The sequence below is a fragment of the Flectobacillus roseus genome (assembly GCF_030056595.1).
Classification (GTDB): Bacteria; Bacteroidota; Bacteroidia; order Cytophagales; family Spirosomataceae; genus Flectobacillus; species Flectobacillus roseus.
Genome location: NZ_JASHIF010000022.1, coordinates 86332 through 108306 on the forward strand (window position 1 = coordinate 86332; position 21975 = coordinate 108306).

16 protein-coding genes are annotated in these 21975 nt (G+C 36.4%); 11 read left to right on the top strand and 5 right to left on the bottom strand.

From position 1 onward, the window contains the following. Positions 1–86: 86 nt before the first annotated feature. The 5 genes from QM524_RS21310 (at position 87) to QM524_RS21330 (ending at position 8483) form a co-directional block, all read left to right on the top strand. Positions 87–2504 carry a TonB-dependent receptor domain-containing protein gene (locus tag QM524_RS21310; RefSeq protein WP_283346134.1) on the top strand — a complete coding sequence of 806 codons (2418 nt, stop codon included), beginning with the start codon at positions 87–89 and terminating at the stop codon, positions 2502–2504. A 69-nt stretch (positions 2505–2573) separates the two neighbouring features. Next, positions 2574–3404, top strand: coding sequence for an endonuclease/exonuclease/phosphatase family protein (locus QM524_RS21315; protein ID WP_166577646.1), 831 nt, complete (start codon positions 2574–2576; stop codon positions 3402–3404). 1610 nt (positions 3405–5014) lie between these two features. Then, on the top strand, positions 5015–6475 hold the full coding sequence (locus QM524_RS21320) for a replication initiation protein (RefSeq protein ID WP_283346135.1): 1461 nt from the start codon (positions 5015–5017) through the stop codon (positions 6473–6475). 50 nt (positions 6476–6525) lie between these two features. After that, entirely contained in the window at positions 6526–7503 is a 978-nt protein-coding gene (locus QM524_RS21325) for a ParA family protein (protein WP_095163861.1), read from the top strand. Positions 7504–7511: 8 nt separating this feature from the next. Further along, a complete protein-coding gene (locus tag QM524_RS21330; protein ID WP_283346136.1) occupies positions 7512–8483 on the top strand; it encodes a ParB N-terminal domain-containing protein in 972 nt (323 codons plus the stop codon). A gap of 198 nt (positions 8484–8681) precedes the next feature. Here QM524_RS21330 and QM524_RS21335 read toward each other — a convergent pair whose 3' ends face one another. After that, positions 8682–10310, bottom strand: a complete 1629-nt coding sequence (locus tag QM524_RS21335) for a carboxylesterase/lipase family protein (RefSeq protein ID WP_283346137.1) — start codon at positions 10308–10310, stop codon at positions 8682–8684. 103 nt (positions 10311–10413) lie between these two features. On the opposite strand from QM524_RS21335, the gene QM524_RS21340 reads away from it, so the two are divergent. Continuing rightward, positions 10414–11145: an NUDIX hydrolase gene (locus tag QM524_RS21340; RefSeq protein WP_095163858.1), complete on the top strand. Its 732-nt coding sequence runs from the start codon at positions 10414–10416 to the stop codon at positions 11143–11145. Positions 11146–12124: 979 nt separating this feature from the next. Here QM524_RS21340 and QM524_RS21345 read toward each other — a convergent pair. The 4 genes from QM524_RS21345 to QM524_RS21360 all read right to left on the bottom strand — a co-directional run bounded on the left by QM524_RS21345 (position 12125) and on the right by QM524_RS21360 (position 15559). Further along, positions 12125–12493: a hypothetical protein gene (locus QM524_RS21345; protein ID WP_283346138.1), complete on the bottom strand. Its 369-nt coding sequence runs from the start codon at positions 12491–12493 to the stop codon at positions 12125–12127. Positions 12494–12585: 92 nt separating this feature from the next. Further along, entirely contained in the window at positions 12586–13959 is a 1374-nt protein-coding gene (locus tag QM524_RS21350; RefSeq protein WP_283346139.1) for a HAMP domain-containing sensor histidine kinase, read from the bottom strand. Between the two features lie 4 nt (positions 13960–13963). Further along, on the bottom strand, positions 13964–14653 hold the full coding sequence (locus tag QM524_RS21355; protein WP_283346140.1) for a response regulator: 690 nt from the start codon (positions 14651–14653) through the stop codon (positions 13964–13966). 285 nt (positions 14654–14938) lie between these two features. After that, on the bottom strand, positions 14939–15559 hold the full coding sequence (locus tag QM524_RS21360) for a recombinase family protein (protein ID WP_095163854.1): 621 nt from the start codon (positions 15557–15559) through the stop codon (positions 14939–14941). Positions 15560–15894: 335 nt separating this feature from the next. Between QM524_RS21360 and QM524_RS21365 the strand changes: the two genes are divergently transcribed. The 5 genes from QM524_RS21365 (at position 15895) to QM524_RS21385 (ending at position 21932) form a co-directional block, all read left to right on the top strand. Continuing rightward, positions 15895–17145 (top strand): efflux RND transporter periplasmic adaptor subunit, encoded by a 1251-nt coding sequence (locus tag QM524_RS21365; RefSeq protein WP_283346141.1) that lies wholly within the window; start codon positions 15895–15897, stop codon positions 17143–17145. Further along, a complete protein-coding gene (locus tag QM524_RS21370; RefSeq protein ID WP_283346142.1) occupies positions 17142–18581 on the top strand; it encodes a TolC family protein in 1440 nt (479 codons plus the stop codon). The genes QM524_RS21365 and QM524_RS21370 overlap by 4 nt, the downstream gene beginning before the upstream one ends. 47 nt (positions 18582–18628) lie before the next feature. Continuing rightward, positions 18629–19291: an ABC transporter ATP-binding protein gene (locus tag QM524_RS21375; RefSeq protein WP_283346143.1), complete on the top strand. Its 663-nt coding sequence runs from the start codon at positions 18629–18631 to the stop codon at positions 19289–19291. 203 nt (positions 19292–19494) lie between these two features. Continuing rightward, positions 19495–20739 (top strand): ABC transporter permease, encoded by a 1245-nt coding sequence (locus tag QM524_RS21380; RefSeq protein ID WP_283346144.1) that lies wholly within the window; start codon positions 19495–19497, stop codon positions 20737–20739. A 41-nt stretch (positions 20740–20780) separates the two neighbouring features. After that, on the top strand, positions 20781–21932 hold the full coding sequence (locus QM524_RS21385; RefSeq protein WP_283346145.1) for an ABC transporter permease: 1152 nt from the start codon (positions 20781–20783) through the stop codon (positions 21930–21932). Positions 21933–21975: the final 43 nt, after the last annotated feature.

Below are 21975 nucleotides of genomic sequence, written 5' to 3' on the forward strand. Positions count from 1 at the left end.
TTGTGATACTTTGCCCTTTATCTAAGGATAGAATGTCCTATTATGATTCATACTTTTGTGCATCCAATTAAAATACTATTTAGCTTATGAAATTAACCTTTACTTATCTCTTTGCTTTCATTGCTATGCTTGCAAGTATTCCGCTCTATTCACAGAATAAGGCCACCATTAGCGGGAAAGTGATTGACTCAAAGACTTCAGAAATCATGTCTTACACTAGTATCCGTGTACTCGATGCTAAAACCGAGAAAATAATTACAGGTGGAATCACTAGCGAAAAGGGCATTTTTTCACTCCAAGTTCCATTTGGAATTTATAGAGTGGCTGCTGAATTTATGGGTTACAAAATCTGGAAATCTGATATTTTAACACTCAATAAAGCGAATGCAACCATTGACCTTGGCAATATTCCTCTCCAATCGCAAAGCCAGCAACTTACAGAGGTTGAAGTTCGGGCAGAAAAAAGTACGATGGAAATGGCATTGGATAAAAGAGTATTCAACGTCGGAAAAGATTTGGCCAATGCAGGTGGTACAGCCAGTGACATTCTTACCAATATTCCTTCGGTATCTGTTGAACCAGATGGCGGTATCAAACTCCGAGGAAGCGACAATGTTCGTATCTTAATCGATGGAAAACCGTCAGGATTAGTAAGTTTTAAAGGTGGTGCAGGACTACAATCATTACAGGCAAGCATGATTGAGCGAGTAGAAGTAATTACCAACCCTTCGGCTAGATACGAGGCAGAAGGTATGGCTGGCATTATTAATATCATTCTGAAAAAAGATAAAAAACAAGGTTTCAATGGTTCGTTTGATGTGATTACTGGTTATCCTGTCAACGAAGGTTTGGGTATTAACATGAATTACCGTCACCAAAAACTAAACTTTTTTCTGAATTATGGTATCGCCTATCGTATTACACCCAATATTGCTCATAATTTTCAACGTGTTTTTGACGGAGATACGACACTCATCTCAGATCAAGACCGCAACGGAAATTTGAAGGGTTTTAACAACAACATTCAAGGTGGTTTGGATTATTTCTTTTCAGAAAAAAGCTACTTGACTGCCTCCTATTTATTTCGTCGCTCGGACGCTCGTAGAATTACAGATTTAGTCTACAAGGACTATGTAAACTCATTAAACAATCTTATTAGAACGACCTATCGCCAACAAGACGAAAAAGAAACCGAACCAAACTCTGAATATGCTTTAACGTATCGTCGAGATTTTGATAAGAAAAATCATAACTTTTCTGCCGAAGTACGCTACATCGATAACTGGGAACGCTCTGAGCAATTATTTACACAAAATGCATTTAAACCCAACGGTTCGGTTGATAAAGCCCAAACTTTATTACAAAACTCCTTGAATGACGAATACGAAAAGCAGTGGTTATTTCAGACAGATTATTCAAAACCAATCCGCAAAGAAGGAAAAGTAGAAGTAGGAGCAAGAGCCAATTTTAGAGATATGGTCAACGATTATGTGGTAAATCAGCAAAATGAAAATGGCGTCTTTGTCCCATTGCCTGGATTAAAAAACTATTTTATTTATACCGAAAATATCAACGCTGTGTACGGAATCGTAGGTGACAAATACAAGAAATTATCCTATCAGATTGGCCTGAGAGCTGAATGGACTAATGTAAAAACCACCTTGCGAGAGACCAATGAGGTAAACCCTAGAAATTACTCAAATCTATTTCCTAGCGCCCATATTGCTTGGGAAATGCCCAACGAAAACTCTCTACAACTTAGCTTTAGTCGTCGTGTAAGAAGACCTTTTTACAATGATTTAAGTCCTTTTGCAACCTTCTCAGATAGTCGTAACTTTTTTGGGGGTAATCCAAATCTTAATCCAGAGTTTACAAACGCATTTGAAATTGGTCATATCAAATACTTTAAATTTGGGTCTTTAAGTTCATCTTTGTTTTATAGAGATACCAAAGACAAAATTCAAACGATTAGAAGTGTGAATGATTTGGGATTTGCTACAACAAGACCTGAAAACTTAACAGGAGAAAAATCATTTGGCTTAGACATCGCTTCACAAGTCAATTTTTATCAATGGTGGAAAAGCGATTTTAGTTTTAGCATTTTCAATGCCGATATGGATGGAAGTAATATTGACGAGAATTACAAGCGAAATACCCAAAGCTGGTTTGCAAGACATACCTCAAAATTCAGTTTGCCCAACCGCCTAGATATCCAAGTAAGAGCGAATTATGAAGCCCCGCAAAAAACGGTACAAGGTCGACGACTCTCGATGTATTATATCGACTTTTCGGTAAGCAAGGAGGTTTTTCAAGGCAAAGGAACACTTAACTTGAATATTATGGACATATTCAATACGCGAGTTTCTCGTTTTGTGACAGAAGGAGCCAATTTTATTACCGATGGTAGTTCGCAATTTAGAAGAAGACAAATTAATCTTACGCTCAATTACAGAATCAAAAATGCTAAAAAAGTAAAGAGTATCATCAGTGATGAAACCAATTAGGCAAAAGCTCATTGTGATACTTTGCCCTTAACACTCAATTTTTATATCAACTAAAACAAATCTCAGCTTATGAAAAAAATCCTCGGACTTATCGCAGGCTTGCTTTTGATGCAAGAAGCGTCCTCTCAGACACTCAATGTTGCCACTTATAATTTAAGACTTAACACGTCTGGCGATGGTATCAATGCATGGCCAAATCGCAAGGAGGAAGTAAAAAAATTGATTCGTTATCATGAATTCGATATTTTCGGAACGCAAGAAGGATTTGCTGGCCAATTAAAAGATTTAGTCGAAATGCCTGAATATACCTACACGGGCGTAGGTCGCGACGATGGTAAAGAGGCAGGAGAACACTCTGCGATTGTTTACCGCAAAGACAAATTCAAGTTGTTAGAACATGGCGATTTTTGGTTGAGCCAAACGCCAGATAAACCCTCAAAAGGCTGGGACGCTACCTGTTGTAACCGTATTTGCTCTTGGGGAAAATTTAAAGAAGTAAAATCAGGAAAAACGTTCTACTTCTTTAGTGTTCACTTCGATCACCAAGGTGTTGAGGCTCGTCGTCAATCTGGTTTCTTGATGGTTCAAAAGATTAAAGAAATCGCCAAAAATACGCCAGCAATTTGTGTGGGAGACTTCAATTCTACTCCAGATACAGAACAAATCAAGATCATGCAAGCGTCATTGGGCGATTCGTATTTGGTGACAAAAATGCCTCCTTATGGTCCTGTTGGTACATTTAACGGTTTCAAACATGATGCTCCGCTCAAGGATAGAATCGATTATATTTTTGTCGACAAGCATTTTGAGGTATTAAAATATGCCGTTTTAACGGATGCTTATGACAACAAATATCCCTCGGATCATCAACCTGTCGTGATAAAAACTGTCTTCAAATAAGAAAAAGCGCCCATCAAAGGTCTATTTTGATGGGCGCTTTTTTATCAATTTTTTGTGCAAAAATCTTAAATTATTTATTCATTTTACGCCGTAAAAATCAATGTGATTTTAAAAATCACACTTCAAAAGTTATATTATAAAGGCCTCTAAATATAACTTTTGAAGTGTAAAAGAGGGGCAAAGTATCACTGTGACACTTTGCTTTTCTGGCAAATTTTCATACAAACGCACTTTTTATGAAATACTCTATTTCCTTACTTTTTAAAATTTTCAAAATAGATTATCAATAAAGCTGTTTAAACTTTAGTATAATTTCTTGCGTCAGCAATGAATTTATACTGTTTGAGCGAAGCGAGTTTATAAATTCTTGAATTTTTTGTTACTTTTTGTTTCAAGACAAAAAGTAAGGCTAAGAATAAATCAATAAAACTATTTTTTGAAAAGTTAAAACAGCTTCAATAATTATACTTCATCTTGCCAAGTTTTATTACACACTTCAAAGCATAATTGTTTGAGAACCTATTTGTTAAAAGTAATCCCTCTAAGACTCAGCGTTCAACAGCCAAGTGTGGTATCCTAAAACTCACCGATGAATTCTCTATTGTCTCATAGACTTTCGAATCTTAAACAAACTGTCATTCAAACCAAGTAGAAGGTTACACATTTGAACATCTAAGCAACTCAGCGTTGAGGCTTTCGCTACGACTCATCTTTTCAATTTTACCAAGACACAACTTGGAAGCAAAGTATCACTGTGACACTTTGCTCAAATATCATGCAGATTGAAATTAAGAATATTGAAATTCTCAAAATAATGGTTGAACGCTCTTTCTAGCATTTTTACTCAAGTCAAAAAAGCTCGGCTTCCAAAAACCACGTTTTTTAGCGACATTTTAAGTTTAAGTGAGGTATTTACCCATAGAAGTAATAAAAGTGTCTTAAATCGAAGATTTCGAGGCAAAAAAGCGCCAATTATATCATGACTATACAGATGACACGTAATAGTGTATTTTTAACCATAACTTTTAGAGTGTTGACGGAAGAGAAGCTATTTCGCCAAAATCTCCTAAATATAACTTTTAAAGTGTCGGCGTAAGATTCCTAATTTCATACAAAGTAAAAGTTTTACAAAAAAAAGTGGATTCTGACTTTAAAAGTTTTCTCTATTTTTATCCAATTTTTTTTCTTCAAAAAACAATCAAAAAAATCTCACTTTTTACATTTGAGAGTATTTCTTTTTTATTTCCTTAAGTATTTCCTAATATTTCCTCTTTCGTAACTATTTGATTTTCAATATTTTATATAGTGTTAATATAACTTTTAGAGTGCTTAATATAACTTTTGAAGTGTCAAGTATAACTTTTAGAGTGTGTTAATATAACTTTTAGAGTGTGTTAATATAACTTTTGAAGTGTCAGGTATAACTTTTAGAGTGCCTTTTTTGATATCGGAAAAATACAATTTTTATAGATATTAATAAACGTCAATATTGATACAATTTTGAATCTATTTTGCTTGTAATAATAAAATATTCTTGTAAATTTGATACAAAATTGAATCACTATTAGGGATATATATAAATTTGAAAAGATGATGATGAGAGATTAACTATGAAGCAAGGTATTAAAAAGAGAACTACCCAAGAAAACAAAGAAATAGAAGCATTGGAGCGAATCTCCAGTAGTTCTTATATGGTAGTGTTGGGAAATCCATTGCTCAACGCAAGATTTGACCTAACAGCCTTTCAAATGAAGATTTTTCACTTTTTGGTTTTAAATACAGACCAGACTTCATCAGGTTTTAAGGTGACCAAAGTGAAGGTTTCGGAAGTTTCTCAGTTTCTAAAAACAAAAACTAGTGATTATCTCTACAACCTGTTGGAAAAGGAGTCACGGAAGTTGATGAAGAAAGAAATCTTCTTGGAAGATGAGCGGGGTTGGAAAGTGGCCAACATTTTAGCACAAATTGAATACCACAAAAAAGAAGGCGCATTTAGTTTTTTGTTTCCGCCCATGTTGGATGCCTATTTGTTGCAACTCAAAAAGAATTTTACCTACATCGATGTCCGCAACATTGTGTCGATGGATAGCGTGTATGCCATTCGGTTTTATGGTTTTTGTAAAGAATTTGAGCGTTTCGGTAAGTTCCAATTTACCGTAGAAGAAATGCGTCGGATGTTTAATCTCGAAAACAAATATGAGCTGTACGGTTTGTTCAAACAAAAAGTGGTTGTCAAAGCGCAAGACGAGCTAATTAAAAACTCTGATTTGATCTTTGATTTTAATGAAATCAAGGAAGGGAAAAAAGTGGTAGCCTTACAGTTTGTGATTCGTAAAAATCCTCATAAAACACAAGCTCAACTAGAAATAGAAACTACCCCAACAAGTCAAGAAGCTGAGGATTCGCATTTTGAAGTGCTGGAGTCGAATACCCAGCCCAATTTTGAGTCGAGTACGTTACTGAGACTTTCTAGTATTGTGCAAGTTTGGGGAATAGATTCCTCAACCATTCAAAATTGGCTGGAGCAATATCCAATCGAGCAGGTGATTTTGGGGGTGGAATATGTGCAAGCAGAATTGGAAAAAGAACCCAAGAAAATCAAGAATATTCCTGCGTACCTTAAAACCATCGTTAGTTCATCGCAATTGGTAGAGCGCCAAAAGGCTGTAGAAGAGGAGAAGCGAGTATTGAAAGCTGTATTGAAAAAGTCAGAAAATGAAAAACTTCAACTTGAGCAATTAAAGCAGCAACAGGATGATTTTTTACATGAAGTATACAAGCAAAAGAAAAAATTGGTACTAGAAGTGCTCCAACAAAATCAACAGTTGTATCAAAGAGTGTTGAATTCGCTCAATACCTCAGCTTTTTCAGCCATTTACTATGACAGCTATGTGTCCAAAGTAGGTACAGAAATTAGCCTCGAAAGTTTTTTAGCCTATTTTAACGAAAATACAGGCTTTGAAGCGATAGTCATCACAACGCTCGAACATTACCAAGATTTGAATTTATTTGAGGGTTTGATCAAGCATTACGGCGCCCAAGCCAAAGCATTAGGCTTAAATTATTTCTAAAAAATCAACACATTATTTGAATTGAATTTCAAGTTTACGAAACAATATTTATGAGAAGCAACCTGACTTTAGAGAAAATAGTCTCTTTTTTTCGTCACAATCCATCCCTCAGTGTCAATGGAGTTAATGATGAAGCAGGATTACCCAAACGCAAATTAGATTTAGTGTTCAATTCGAATGGTTCTCGAAAACTAAGCGAAGACGATTTGGCAAAATTAGAGCCTATTTTGCGCAAATATGGCTACAACGAATACCTCTATCAAAGTGCTCGTGTGATTTCGATTGTAAACCATAAAGGTGGTGTCGGAAAAACTACTACGACAGCATGTTTGGGCGAAACATTGGTCAGAAAAGGCTTTAAGGTATTATTAATTGATTTTGACCCACAAGGTAACTTATCTCAAATTTTGGGCATAGAAAATCCCGAATTGCAAATTGCAGATTGCCTATTTACCGATATTCAGTTACCTACCGTACAAATTTTGGAAAACCTTTGGTTGGCACCATCTGATATTACTTTAGCTGAAATCGAGGTTGATTTATTGTCAAAAGTAGGAGGTGATGTTCGATTAAAGCATAAGATTGAACCTCTTTTGGAGGAATACGACTATATCCTTATCGATTGTCCACCAAGTTTGAGTAAGTTGACGGTATCAGCGCTGAATGCATCCAATTCTACTTTGATTGCAATGCTTCCTGAATCGTCATCATTGAAGGGATTAAACTCATTGCTAAACCGTATCAGTGAAGTTAAAACACATACCAATCGTGATTTAACTTTGGATGGAATTGTGTTTACGATGGTTAAAAAGAATACGGTTCATGATGGCTTCAAAGAGGCATTGAGAGCAAACATGGGAAGTGATTTTAGGGTGTTTAATACCGAAATCAGACATTTAATCGATTTCCAAAAATCTCAAGCGTTACAAGCTACTTTAGGAACGTTAAATGCTTCGTCGGAAGCCTACAAGTGTTACAAAGATTTTTGTGATGAATACGTGGAATATTTGCAAGTGATTAATAACTAACAAGTGGTATGAAAGGGATAGATTTTAAAAAACAGGTAGCTATTAATACTGCTAATACACTCAAAAACAATAAGTTAATCTCATCGGAAAATGTAAAAAAGAACCTTTTGGTTTTACCAGAACTCAAAGAATTTATTCCGAGTTTGAGTGCCGAAGAGTATAAGTCTTTAGAAGATAGCATTATTGCAAACGGCTGTCGTACACCTCTTTTGGTTTGGGATACGACTCAAGGAGTAATCAACCCCAGTCATCCTACGCCAAGTGAGCCTGCTTTTGTCTTATTTGATGGACATCACCGTTATGAAATTTGTCAGAAAAATAGAGTTGATTTTCAGATTGACTTGATGACTTTTCCTTCGATTGACGAAGTAAAAGATTTTATGATTGATTTTCAGGTAGGTCGCCGAAATATGACTGTGGAACAATTGTCATATTTTAGAGGCTTGAAATATCAACGCATGAAAAATCGTCAGGGAGGCTTGCGTGGTACCTACACCGACATCGTTGATACCGCATCGGTATTGGCAGAAGAATTTAAAGTAAGTCCTGCTACGATCAAGCGAGATGCTGTTTTTGCACAAGGTATTGACAAAATGCAAGGAGCTTTGAAACAGCAGGTGTTGGAAGGAAGCAAAAAGATTGAGAAAAAACTGATTCAACAACTAGCCAAAGCAACCGTTGAGAAGCCCGTTGAATCGCTAGAAGAGCTCCAGGCAGTAGTCTCAAGTAAATCTGCTGAGATATCTCAGTCGAACTCGATTAAACAAACGGAGGCCTTGAAAAAAGTGAGTGCTAGTTTGAAAAAAGCAAATGCCTCACATTTGAGCCTGATTGTAAGAGGAAGTTTTATTCTAGAAAATGGACTAGAAACCGAATGGAGACACCTACGCGAACTAGGTGAAGGTGTAATCATAGAGCCAGATTTTCAAGATGAAATTTCATTTCCTGAAGCAATAGCATTGGGTTTGATAAAATTGTAACAGAGTGAACAGGGGCAAAGAGCTAGAGGCACAAAGTGAGTTTTATTCACTTTGTGCCTCTAGCTCTTTGTTCGGTTATTGGGTAAAAAATCTGGGCTTTATGCCATAAACTAAAAACTGGAAAGTCTTTCTTGTGGAATATGGAAGCTTTTCAGCATAATACCTACGGCTTACCGCCTAAAGCGAAATCATGAAATATTATTTCTTCAGAAAATCTTTATCCAAAAAGAAATATCTCGCTTCATTTTCCGAACGAACTGCCTTTGTGTTGGCATTGATGATTAATACTTCTGGCTTTTCTTCATTTTTGGCTGCTGGCCAGCTAGGTAATTTCTCACCATTCGGATTTCCTGTTTTGATGAAATTGGCAAAATAATTCATCATTGTATCCGATACTTTGTAGTCGTCTTCTGTCCAAGCATATACCTTGTTGGTCGCTAGATTTCCCATCGCATATTCAATTTCAGCCGAGTGAACGGCTCCTTTTGGTTTAGGAGCTTTTGGTGCATTCTTATCTTTTTTGATAACACCACCTGCTAAACCAGCCTCCAAATCACTTTCACGCATATCTGGACGAGGTTGCGCATAATAATAGCGATAAACAGGCTGATCACTATTTTTGCGGTGCAAATCAAACCATTTCCAAGTACTAAAGCCTATAAAACGGTCACCAGCCAAATCAGTGGCAGATTGTTCAGTTACTTCTGGAGCTCCAGCTGGATATAGTCTTAAAACTTCTTCAGCTTTAGCCCCGTATAACTCTTTTACACGCTGAGCATAATTTTCATTGTTCAACTCTTTGCCAGCCATAATGGCACGATAGTTCATTTCTTCCGAGTTCCAACCTAGCATAAGTGGTACCATTGCTTGTTGTTTTGATTCAAAAATTTCGGTAAAAGTTTTTGGGAAAAAATAACCATCAAGCGTTGTTCTGAACCCTGCATTTTGTGCTCTGTATTTTTGGTAAAGCTCAAAAGTAGATAATGCTCGTAAATCTTTTAGGGATTTTGCACCTGCTTTTGTAGCAAAATCAACCCCTAATTTTTCGGCATCAGCTAGCGGAGTAGCTGTTAGCAAAGAACCACTTTCGCCGATAGCGCCAGCAATTAGATTTTTGGATAGGGGCGAGGCCATTTGAGCACTTACCGAAGCCGAACCTGCTGATTCCCCAGCAATGGTAACACGTTTTGGATCACCTCCAAATTTAGCAATATTCGCTTGTACCCATTTCAAGGCAGCGTTTTGGTCTAACAAGCCATAATTGCCCGAACCTTTATATGAGGTTTCTTTACTTAGCTCAGGGTGAGAGAAAAATCCGAAAATATTCAAACGATAATTGACAGTTACTGTTACAATTCCTTTTTTTGCCATATTTTCGCCGTCATAACGATATTCGGAACCATCGCCAGCCGCAAAACCACCACCGTAGAAATATACCAAAACAGGTAGTTTTTCATCGTTTGACTTGGCAGGAGACCAGACATTGAGGTATAGGCAATCTTCGCTCATGCCATCGCTACGGAAACCCATGTCGCCAAATAAAGCAGGTTGTACTGCTCTTGGACCGAATTTCTTGGTTTGGCGTATTCCAGACCACTTATCTGGTGCTTGAGGAGCTTTCCAACGTAGGTCACCAACGGGTGGTTTGGCAAATGGAATACCTTTAAAACTCTGAATATTTGAGCGAACATCAAATTCGCCTTCGATAATTCCTTGCTCAACATTGACTTGAACAGGAAATGCATAGCTATTCTCGGCATGTTGTGCCATTGAAATGCTCGAAATACATAGTGCAATCGCAGCAATACTAGATTTGAGGGTTTTCATTGGATATTGTTCTGAATGTTTTACTATTGTCTCATTGACTGACAATAGTAGGTTGAAAAACTAAAAAATACAATATTTTCATAGATTTTTTTTATATTCGAAAATGGATAAAGTAGATATTACTCAGGTTGCAACGGCAAAAGAAGCAGGATATTTAGCTCATATTGCCTATGATTCGGTCATTTTTGGATTTGATGGAAAACAGTTAAAGATTTTAATTTCTGAATATCATAATACAAAATTGTTTGCCTTACCTGGCGGTTTTGTCAAAATCAACGAGAGTCTTGACGATGCAGTTCGTCGTGGTCTTCGAGAGCGTACAGGCTTAGACAATATTTATTTGGAGCAGTTTCATGTATTTGGAAGTCTCGAAAGATATATCCCTGAGACGATGGAAATGATTATGAAAGGGGGAGGACATAATCCTGTAGAGGATTGCTGGCTATTAGATAGGTTTATTTCGGTAGGATATTATGCCCTGATAAATTATGAAAGCGTAAATCCACAACCAGATGAATTGTCGGATAGTTGTTGCTGGTATAATATCGACCAACTTCCTACGCTTATGCAAGATCACACTATGATTGTAGCAAAGGCACTTGAGACGCTGAGAGATAATTTAGATAAAAAACTAGTGGGAATGAATCTTTTACCTGAAAGATTTACGATGAAAGAATTACAAACTGTCTATGAATCAATCCTAGGACAAGAAATTAGAAGAACAACTTTTCAGCGTTCTATGTTAGCAAAAGGGATTTTGAATAGACATGAAAAGCAGTTTTCGGGCAAATCCCATAAAGCGCCTTTTGTATATAGTTTCAAAAAGGATGCTTAATAGTTTGTCATACAAGATATTAGTTTTATTATAAATTTTATTTATGATAATGCTGAAAAATATAAATAAAAATATATAAAATAGATTTTCCATCTTTGTACTGTCAAAGATAGGTTTATTAGGATCATGAAGTTCTCAATGAGAACAAATGCCTCAGAGTAATTCGTTAATATCGGGTTAGTAATTCTAGACTTCAAGCGAAGTCGGAAAAAAAGGTGACTTAAGCAATTAGGTCACCTTCTTTTTTTATGATGGTTTTACCCTGTTCAAATATATGCCTCTCACAAGAAGATATAGCATTTAGAAAATTTGTTGGAAAAGTACAGCCGAATAAAGTTGGTTTGAAGTGGGTATAAAAAAAGATGCACTGTTTCGAGCCAAGCGGTCTAACAGTGCTTTTTACCAACAATTTAATATGAATATTTTTAGTTTCGTAATTCTATATTACTTCGAAGGTAAAATCATCATCCATTTTTCACTAAGCTCTTCTTCGAAATATCAGTAGTTTAAATATATTTAAGTAATCGTGCAGAATATGATTTAAGTTTTTTGTTAAAGGCACAAGGCAACAGACACAAGGCAAAGAGTGTTAAATCGTTTTTTAGTAACAATAGATATATTTTTCCCGAATGCTCAACGCTGAAAGCCGTAAGCTCAAAAATTAAATTTTATTTTGCCCACTAACTTATACCTTAGCCTTGATAGGCTGGATATTCGATATACTTTCATGTATTTTAACACTATTTTACCTAAAGTGTTTTAACTGTATTCTGTTTGATTACCCTTGAGTAATGGGGTGTAGGAGATTTTTGAAAAGATAAAAGGTGCAGAGCTAGGAACTGAACAGGTTAATGATGGACAAATCCCACCGATATTGTACTGATTGCTAGTGATTCTAAACGAATTTTAGGAAAAAGGCTTGTCGAAATACTTTTCAGCACCAACAAGCCTTTAAATCAACTAACTCTATACAATGATTTTAGTTTTTATCTACCCTCTCTGCTTTTACCGCAATCTCCTTCTCAACCGAAGCAGAGTTGGTAGTGTTTGTATGTGGCATTTTATAATTTTTGACATTCGCTAATTCTTCTGGTGTTTTACCATATTCCAACAGTAATTTTTTCTCTGTTGCTTCATCAGCGAATTTTTTGTAATCTCTACTAGTTTTTCCAACTACCACAAAAGCTGTATTGTGATTTTTTTCGGCTTGTTTTTTGGCAGCCGCAGCTTTATTTGGGTGTTTGTAGTTGTGTGTACTGTAACCAGGGTCGCTGGTCCAAGTATTTTGTGCTTCTGCTGCTAAGTTGGCAGTTAAAATTAAAGCGAGTGCATATATCCAAGTTTTCATGACGAGATTGTTTAATGGTTCTTTGTTTTTGTTTCTATTACAAAGATGCAACCTCAATATTAGGACAACTTCAGACTCAGCTTAGAACGATATTAGATTTTTGTTTGAGCTTTGTAAGGTAATATCACCGTGAAAGTTGTGCCAATATTTTCGGCAGATTGTACGGTGATTTGACCCTGATGTAGTTCTATTATTTTTTTTACTAAAGACAAACCAACACCATGCCCAGGGGTATTTCTTGAATTAGAGCCTCGTTTGAATGGCTCAAAAATTTCTAAAATCTCATTTTCAGGAATTGGTTTGCCTGAATTATGAATAGTTACACGCGCTCCATTTTCGATACACTCTATTTTCACGCTAACAGTATTATTGTCTGAAAACTTAGCACCGTTTTCAATTAAATTAATTAGTGCAGTGTATAGCAAGGCTTCGTGTGCATAAAGCTCAGGCATGAAATCTTTTTCCTGTTCTAACAATAATAAGACCTCATATTCTGGCTTTTTCTCGCTTAGCTCTTGACGAACGCTCCAAAGTAATTCGGTCAAATTAACCAAATTGTGTTTGAGTGGCGTTTGATTAGAATCCATGCCAGCAATATCTAAAAGACCGTTTGCCAGTTTGTTGAGTTGTTGAACATCTTCCAAAACTGACTGTATCATCACCTTTAATTCCTCAGGAGAGTCATCTGCCAAAAGTGACACTTGAATTTGTCCTGTTATAGCAGTTAAAGGTGTTCGTAATTCGTGTGATGCATGTGCAACAAATGATTTTTGGAGACGAAATGCTTTCTGTAAACGTTCGAGCATTTGGTTGAAACGCAGAGACAACTGTGCTATCTCATCGGTTCTATTTCCCTCATCTAATCTTGAATCTAGATTAGATGCCGTAATCGTGTCAATTTGATTGATAATACGATTGATAGGCTGTAAGGCTCTACCCGCAAAAATCCAACCTGCAATAAATACTACTAACGTGGTAAGTAAACAACCTGCCACTAACATAATGGCAAGGTTGCGTTGTTTACTCAAACCGTAAACATCTACTGCCGAAGAGAAAATTAATACTTGAGCTTTCCCTAGTTGGTAGCGAAAGCCAAAGATTTCACCTTGCCCCACTCGCCAGTATAATTCTCCATTTTTAATTACTTCGTCGAGCCTGCTTTTGGGTATGTCGAAATAATCAGTACCACTTTCGTAGACAATCTTTTTATTCAAATCAAAAATGACAATCTCTTCTTTGTCCAAAACTGTCATTTGGTTTTTGTCTAATAACTTGAGTAGTTGAGGGCTAAACTTTTCGTTTCCCAATAGCGCCTCTGCCGAAGTTATACCCTCATGCTTGAGACGATTGGTAAAAACATTTTGTCTATGCAATGCTTCTTCCCAGTACAATAGAGTGCAAAAAAGCACAAGCAAAGCCACCACGATACTACTGAACATCAAGGTGAGTCGAGTGCGGATTGTCATATGATTACTTTGCTTTTAATACATATCCCATGCCTACGACTGTGTGGATTAACTTATTTTCGAAGCCTTTATCCACTTTATTTCTTAAATAATTGATATAGACTTCAATAAAATTGGTGCCAGTATCAAAATTGATATCCCAAACGTTTTCGGCAATATCAACTTTTGAGATTACACGACCTCGATTACGCATTAGGTATTCAAGTAGACTATATTCCTTGGCAGTGAGTTCAATCTGTCTTCCACCTCTAAAGGCTAATTTTTGAGCTAAGTCAAGTTCTAAATCAGCTACTTTTAAAATTTCGTTGGGCTGAGTGAGGCTTGGTGTACTTCGTTTAAGAAGTGCTTTCACTCGAACCAATAGTTCCATAAAGTCAAATGGTTTTACTAGATAGTCGTCTGTACCAACCTCAAAACCACTAAGTTTGTCTGCCATACTTCCTAAAGCCGTGAGCATCAAAATGGGAACTTGGGTATTAGATTCTCTAATTTTGGCACAAACTTCAAGACCACTTATCCCTGGCAGGCCTATATCAAGTATTACTAAATCAAATGTATGTTTCGAAAAAGTGTCGATGGCAGTTTGACCATCCTCTGCGATTAATGCTTCAAAGGACTGAGTTTCTAATCCTTTTTTGATGAAATTAGCGACCTTCTGCTCATCCTCTACAATCAAAATGTGCTGATTCTCCATGAGATAATTTTAATCAGTAATTGGTTTTGTTTTGTCTGTTTATTTTGGTTTGAGGGTTTAATAATAATGACCAAACCCGTCAAATTTTCGATGCGTAAAAGACTTAAACCTGTATTGTCAAAGAAGTTTAGGAATTAAGCCATGAGTTTGAGACTATAACTGATGCATGAAAATGTACTAATGGCTTAATTTCCTAAATCTTAATCCCAACCCTAATTACTTGAATACAAAAGTAAGGCAGAGGCTTTAATACATTGGTATAAAGTGCATTAGAACGAGATTAGATTATTGTGGATCTTCTTTGCGACGAGTTCGTTTTTTGGTAAAGCCTTGAACCTTAACCCCAGCATGTGCCAAGATTTTGTAAAAAGTACGACGACTTCCAATTTTGAAGAACTTCATAATTTGCGTAGTTGAAAGTTTTTGAGCGTCGTAAAGTTCTTTTACGGCTGGGGCAATATCTTGATATTTAGGCAACAAACCTTTGGGACGACCACCCATGCGTCCACGAGCTCGCGCCGAAGCCAATCCTGCTTTCGTTCTTTGTACAATGATATTTCTTTCGTGTTCTGCTAATGCACAGAAAATTTGGAACACTAAAATTCCACTTGGTGAAGTAGTATCAATAGGGTCATTGAGTGAAACAAGGTTGATTTTACGTCTTTCCAACTCTGCTACCAAATCAATCAAATGCTTGGTCGAGCGTCCTAGTCGATCGAGTTTCCAGATTACAACCGTATCTCCTTCTCGAACAAATTTCATCATTTCTTCAAACTCTGGTTTGTGTGCCTTCAAACCAGAAACTTTGTCTGTAAAAATATTTTCACAGCCATATTTTTTTAATGCATCAATTTGTAGGTCGAGCGTTTGTTCTTGTGTACTTACACGTGCATAACCGATTTTCATATTGTATAAAGTATCTTGATAAAGCTCTGATTGAAAGAGGATAATCTTTCAACAAAAATTTATCCATTGAGTTTTTGTTTGCTAAAGTTTTATGAAGTCAGATTTTTCTACCCAAATCAGGTAAATCATTTTGGTAAATATAGTCAATTTCTGTTCTGAATACTCAGCTTTCCTTTTTTTGTCCTGAACATATACTCACCTACGTTCATATCCGCACAAGGTGTTCGAAATCGCACAGTTTTTACATTCCTGTATTGTCTTAATATGTTGATTTTTAGGTATTTATACTTTGGCATTGTGTTTGAAATCACTATATACAAATAATCATTACAATTATGGACAAAGAAATCTCTAAAGACCTAGTCAAGCGTAAGCAATACAAACGCTGGACTACCGTGGCACTCCTTGCAGGTGGTTTGGGTATTGCGGTGTACTTTTTAAACAATACTTTACAATCATCTATTAAGGCCAATAAAATTCGGATTGCTACTACTGAAATGGGAGATGTTGAGAACACCTTAACCGCTACAGGAGAAGTGATTCCTGCCTTTGAGCAAATCATTACTACACCTATCAAGGCTAGTGTGAAGCAGGTATATTTTACGGTGGGTGCCAAAATTCAGAAAGGGCAACCCATTGTGGAGTTGGATAAATCCTTGACGATGATAGAGCTAGAAAAACTTAAAGACCAGTTGGCGCTCAAACAAAATAGTATTGAGAAATTGAAGATGGATTTGAACAAAAAGATTTTCGATTCTGATATCAACGATAAGGTCAAACAGCTCAATATTAACCGTCTGAAAGCAGAACTTGAAGATACCAAACGACTTCAGAAAGTAGGTGGTCGCACACAAGAAGATGTAACAAAAGCCGAAAATGCCTTGAGAATTGCAGAACTGGAAAAATCTCAATTGGAAAATGAGTTGGGATATAACAAAAAATCGGTTGGTGCCAATCTAAAAGACTACACATTACAAGCCTCTATCGAAGAAAAAAACTTGCAAGAATTGAAGCACAAAATTAAAATGGCAGATATTGTTGCCGATCGTGCGGGTGTATTGACTTGGGTAAATGACAAAATTGGTACGGTTGTCAATGAGGGCGAAATGCTAGCAAAACTTGCAGATTTGGGAAGTTTTAGAGTGGAAGGTTCATGCTCGGATGTCTATGCTGAACAACTCAAAATAGGCTTACCAGTAATCGTGAGAATCAACGATCAAGCTTTGAGAGGAATGGTTGTGCAAATCAAACCAGCTGTTTCGAATGGCGTGATACAATTTGCGATCAGCCTAGATGACAATCGAAGTGCTTTGCTAAGACCCAATATGAAAGTGGAAGTATATGTTATTACTCAAAAGGTATCTCATGTAATCAGAATTGCAAATGGTCCTGCTTTTAACGGAAAAAGAAAATTACCTGTTTTCGTTTTAGAAAATGGTAAAACAGCCAGACGTAGAGAAATCGAAACAGGTTTAAGTAATTTCGATTTTGTGGAAATCAAACAAGGACTAAAGCCTGGCGAAAAAGTGATTATTACCGATATGAGTCAATACAAACACCTAGACCAAATTCAGATTGAACCATGAGAAAGATACTTTTTTTATGGCTGATTAGTTGGCATAGTTGGGCTCAACAACCAGCCTTGAGTTTGGATGGTGCGATTTTATTAGCAAGAGAAAAATCCATTTCTGCGACCCAAGCTCATACGCAAAAAGCCACGAATTACTGGCAATACAAAACATTTTTGGCAGATTATAAGCCACAGTTAAGTCTAGGAGGCACATTACCTAGTTTTACACGTTCGTTTATTCAAGTTCAACAACCCGATGGAGCGATTGCTTTTCAGTCTGTTTCTAACAATAACTCAACGTTGACTTTGTCCTTGAGCCAGAGTATTGCCAAAACGGGCGGTGTGATTTATGTTCAGAATCAATTACAACGATTCGATGATTTTCAAAATAAATTGACACTTTACAATGGTGTTCCTCTGGCTTTTGGTTTGAACCAACCCCTTTTTCGATTTAATTTGATGAAATGGGACAAACTAATAGAACCACTTAAATACGCTGAAAGTGAACAACAGTTAATTGAAAATATGGAGAAAATCTCCTTGGCGACCTCAGAGTATTATTTTGACTTGTTATTGGCGCAGGTAAATTTGCAAATTGCTCACAAGAATCTTGAAAATAATGAGGTGCTCATGAAGATTGCCGAACAAAGGTTGAGTTTAGGAAAAATATCTGAAAACGATTTATTACAAATTCGACTATCCGTACTGAATGCACAGAAGGATTTGGCTTCAGCCAAACAACAAGCAGAGGTAGCTCGGCTGAAACTCAAAACATTTATTGGCTATCGCGACGAAGCAGCGTTTGATTTGTTGATTCCTGCTCAGATTCGTTTGTTTGAGGTAGATGAAAAGAAGGCTTTGTCAGAAGCTTTGGGAAATCGTTCGGATGCTATTGCTTTTAGAAGAAGAATGCTAGAAGCGGAACGAGATATGGAAAAAGCTAAAAAGGAAAATGGTTTGAACGCCAATTTAAATTTAGCCTTAGGCTTATCCAATAGGGGAGATACGCCTTTGGATGTTTACAAAAAACCACAGGATAGACAGTTTGTAGAAATTCAGTTTACCCTCCCTATAATGGACTGGGGACGCTCTAAGGCAAGAGTAGAAACGGCAAAAGCTAACTTGCAATATGCTCAGCAAAGTGTAGAACAAGACAAACTTACATTTCAACAAGAAATTTATACCCAAGTAACTTTGTTCGAAATGCTCCAAAAGCAAGTAACTCTGACCAAGGAAACCGATGATATTGCTACAAATCGTTACCAGATTGCACAAGATCGATTTATCCTTAGTGACTTAAGCATTACAGATTTAGGGATTGCTTTACAAGAAAAAGACCGTGCCAAACGTGACTATATTCAGGCTTTGAGAGACTATTGGCAAGCCTATTTCAAGCTAAGACTTTACACATTATACGACTTTGAACTCAATCAAAAATTATTAGTCAAATAACCGACCTAAGCCTATTTACTCTTAGGACATTAAACAACAATTCCTCTATGATTACTTTAAACAATATCGAGAAAGTGTACCAGACGAGTACCATCGAAACATTAGCCTTAAATAACATCAACATTGATATTAAAAAGGGAGAATTTGTCTCCATTATGGGTCCGTCGGGTTGTGGTAAAAGTACATTGCTCAATATCATGGGTTTATTGGATGAACCTACAAAAGGTGATATTTTGATAGATCAAAAACATGTTGAGCAATACACTGACAAAGCTTTGGCTAGCCTTCGCAATCAAAAAATTGGTTTTATTTTCCAAAGTTTTCATTTGATTAATGATTTGTCTGTGCTTGATAATGTAGAAATTCCGCTTTTATACCGTAATTCTTCTGCCCAATTCAGAAGAGAGTCCGCTCGAGAAGCACTCGAAAAAGTAGGCTTGAGCAATCGTATGAAGCACTTCCCGAATCAACTTTCGGGTGGACAAAAACAGCGTGTGGCTATTGCACGTGCTATCGTGGGAAAACCTGATATTATCTTGGCGGATGAGCCTACGGGTAATTTGGATAGCGCGATGGGTAACGAAATTTTGAATATCCTACTCCAACTCAATGCAGAAGGTTGCACCATTGTGATGGTAACGCACGACGAAAGTATGGCAAAGAAAACCCATCGCCTGATTCGCCTGTTTGATGGAACACAAGTCTATTAAGAGTGTTGAGTTTTGAGTGCTGAATTGTGAGTGTAAAATTTTAATAATCAATACTTTAATTAAGTATTGATATGCTTTTTTTTACCACAATCCCATCCTTTATTCAATAGTTGGGGTTAGATTTTCTATTTAAAAACATAGCAGTTTGTACTCCAATATTCTTTAGACTAAAATCAAGTTATACTTTTTAAAAAACAAAAAATATGTTACTCAACTATATCAAAATTGCATGGAAAGTGTTGTTAAGGCATCCTTTCTATACTTTCATTACCTTGTTTGGGATAAGTATTACCCTTACGGTGTTGATGATGATTACTTCATTTCTTGACCATTTGGTAGGAAGTCATTATCCAGAGCAAAATCGTGATAAATCATTGTATATCATGAATTTGTTCTTACAGGACTCCGCCCGAACTTCTCAGATGGGAGGTCCTATTTCTTATGATTTTTACAAAAAGTATGTTGAAACACTCAAAACTCCAAAACGGACAAGTGTTTCATCAATGATTACCTCTGCCAATTCCTACATCAATGGCAAGCGGATAAAGGTTAGTACAAAATATTGTGATACCAATTTTTGGGAAATCACGGGCTATGAATTTCTGGAAGGAAAACCTTTCAATAAAACTAATATTGCCAATGGCGACCGTGTGGTTGTGATCACTGATGCAATGAGAGAACAATTTTTTGATAATTCATCTGAGTCTGTCATTGGAAAAATGGTTGAGGTAGATAATGAAAAATATAAAGTTATTGGTGTAGTAAAAGCTGGTCCAGTTACTCGTATTCTAACCTTTTCGGATATGTTTTTTCCATACAATTTACCGAAAAGTAATTATCAAAGAACAGGCCTACAGGGTACTTTTGTGGCAATTATTGAAGCAAATAGCGCATCTGATTTTCCAGAAATAAGATCAGAGTTTGATAATAATGTATCCAAAATACCAATACCTATAAATATAGGAAATACTAAGTACACCATTATTGATACTCATGCTCAAACTTATACGGATACAATGTTGTATGGTGTTTTTCAGCAAGAAATAGGTAATAAATTTTATATAGTAGTAGGTTTGGTATTGTTGATGCTCATGGGATTACCTGCTATCAACTTGGTCAATCTCAATGTAAGTAGAATTTTGGAAAGAGCATCCGAAATAGGTGTACGTAAGGCCTTTGGCGCACCAACTCGTACATTGGCGTTTCAGTTTATTGTCGAAAACATCTTTATCACATTTATTGGCGGAGCTATTGCCTTGATTATTACAAGTGTCGGAATTTATTTGTTTAATAGAAGTGATTTGATTCTGTATTCTGATTTAACTATCAATTTGCCAGTTTTTGGGGTAAGTCTCTTAGTGTGTTTGGTGTTTGGTTTACTTTCTGGTGTTGCACCAGCTTTTAGAATGGCCAAAATGAAAGTCATAGATGCACTTAAAAGACAATAGATTTTTAATAAAAACGAAATCATCCTCAAAACCCAATCATTATGATACAGCATTTAATTAAACTAATATGGAATCGAAAAGGAAGTCATCTCCTTTTGATCATAGAAATATGGGCATCTTTTATGGTGCTATTCGGAGTAATGTCTTTGGTAACCTTTAACCTTGATAATTATAGAGAATCCTTAGGTTTTGAATATGAGCAAGTGTGGGCAATAGATTTGTCTCGTAACCAAGATACAGTACAGACTGCGGAAAAACTTTCTCAAGTTTTACAAAGAATAAAAGCTTATCCTGAGGTAGAAAAAGTAAGTCAAATGTCTTCTAATTCGCCTTTTTCTTTTAGTCAAATGAATAGTTCTATTAGTCGTAAAAAGACTAGTACGTTGTCAGATATTTATTATACAGATGAAAATTTTGAAGACGTTTTTGACATAAAAATGAAATCTGGGCGCTGGTATCAATCCTCTGATTCTGTGGCAAAAAATAAGCCTGTGGTGATTAATCAAAAGACTGCTGATGCTCTTTTTGGTACTGAAAATCCCATCGGGAAAACGCTAGATGATAATAAAGTTGTGGTTGGTGTAATCGATAATTTTAAAGCAAAAGGCGAGTTTACCAAAAATGAGCCTGCTTTCTTCCAATTGATGTGGCCACGCTCTGAAGAAGGAAAAATTGTTTTAAAACTCAAATCAGGAACCGATGCCAATTTTGAGGCAAAATTGGTAAAAGACCTCGGAAGTATGTTGGTAGGTTGGACTGTGGAAGTGAGTTATTTAACAGACCAGCGACAAAACCAACATAATCTTGCCTTGGTACCAATGATAGTCTTTGCCATTATTGCAGGCTTTTTGCTGCTCAATGTTGCCATGGGACTTTTTGGAATATTAAAAGTAAATATTGCCAAACGTCGTGAAGAAATCGGTGTGCGCCGTGCTATGGGCGCTACCGAAGCAGATATTCAAAAGCAGTTTGTTGCTGAGATGTGGGTTATTGCTACCTTTGCTGTACTTATAGGATTACTTTTTGCGGTACAATTCCCAATTTTGAAAGTATTTGATTTGGCTTCAGGAGTATATTGGGTGGCGATTGTTTTGGCGATTTTAATTATATACGGATTAGTCACGATTTGTGCTTTTTATCCAAGTCGACAGGCTGCCAAAATCCAACCAGCCATTGTATTACACGAATCGTAACAGCAATAGGCTATCAGCTGTGGGCATTAAGCAAAATATATTA

What these genes read in the sequence shown, in the direction of transcription:
- QM524_RS21310 (WP_283346134.1), top strand. Translation starts at nt 87, where the DNA reads ATGAAATTAACCTTTACTTATCTCTTTGCTTTCATTGCTATGCTTGCA.
- QM524_RS21315 (WP_166577646.1), top strand. Translation starts at nt 2,574, where the DNA reads ATGAAAAAAATCCTCGGACTTATCGCAGGCTTGCTTTTGATGCAAGAA.
- QM524_RS21320 (WP_283346135.1), top strand. Translation starts at nt 5,015, where the DNA reads ATGAAGCAAGGTATTAAAAAGAGAACTACCCAAGAAAACAAAGAAATA.
- QM524_RS21325 (WP_095163861.1), top strand. Translation starts at nt 6,526, where the DNA reads ATGAGAAGCAACCTGACTTTAGAGAAAATAGTCTCTTTTTTTCGTCAC.
- QM524_RS21330 (WP_283346136.1), top strand. Translation starts at nt 7,512, where the DNA reads ATGAAAGGGATAGATTTTAAAAAACAGGTAGCTATTAATACTGCTAAT.
- QM524_RS21335 (WP_283346137.1), bottom strand. Translation starts at nt 10,310, where the DNA reads ATGAAAACCCTCAAATCTAGTATTGCTGCGATTGCACTATGTATTTCG.
- QM524_RS21340 (WP_095163858.1), top strand. Translation starts at nt 10,414, where the DNA reads ATGGATAAAGTAGATATTACTCAGGTTGCAACGGCAAAAGAAGCAGGA.
- QM524_RS21345 (WP_283346138.1), bottom strand. Translation starts at nt 12,493, where the DNA reads ATGAAAACTTGGATATATGCACTCGCTTTAATTTTAACTGCCAACTTA.
- QM524_RS21350 (WP_283346139.1), bottom strand. Translation starts at nt 13,959, where the DNA reads ATGACAATCCGCACTCGACTCACCTTGATGTTCAGTAGTATCGTGGTG.
- QM524_RS21355 (WP_283346140.1), bottom strand. Translation starts at nt 14,653, where the DNA reads ATGGAGAATCAGCACATTTTGATTGTAGAGGATGAGCAGAAGGTCGCT.
- QM524_RS21360 (WP_095163854.1), bottom strand. Translation starts at nt 15,559, where the DNA reads ATGAAAATCGGTTATGCACGTGTAAGTACACAAGAACAAACGCTCGAC.
- QM524_RS21365 (WP_283346141.1), top strand. Translation starts at nt 15,895, where the DNA reads ATGGACAAAGAAATCTCTAAAGACCTAGTCAAGCGTAAGCAATACAAA.
- QM524_RS21370 (WP_283346142.1), top strand. Translation starts at nt 17,142, where the DNA reads ATGAGAAAGATACTTTTTTTATGGCTGATTAGTTGGCATAGTTGGGCT.
- QM524_RS21375 (WP_283346143.1), top strand. Translation starts at nt 18,629, where the DNA reads ATGATTACTTTAAACAATATCGAGAAAGTGTACCAGACGAGTACCATC.
- QM524_RS21380 (WP_283346144.1), top strand. Translation starts at nt 19,495, where the DNA reads ATGTTACTCAACTATATCAAAATTGCATGGAAAGTGTTGTTAAGGCAT.
- QM524_RS21385 (WP_283346145.1), top strand. Translation starts at nt 20,781, where the DNA reads ATGATACAGCATTTAATTAAACTAATATGGAATCGAAAAGGAAGTCAT.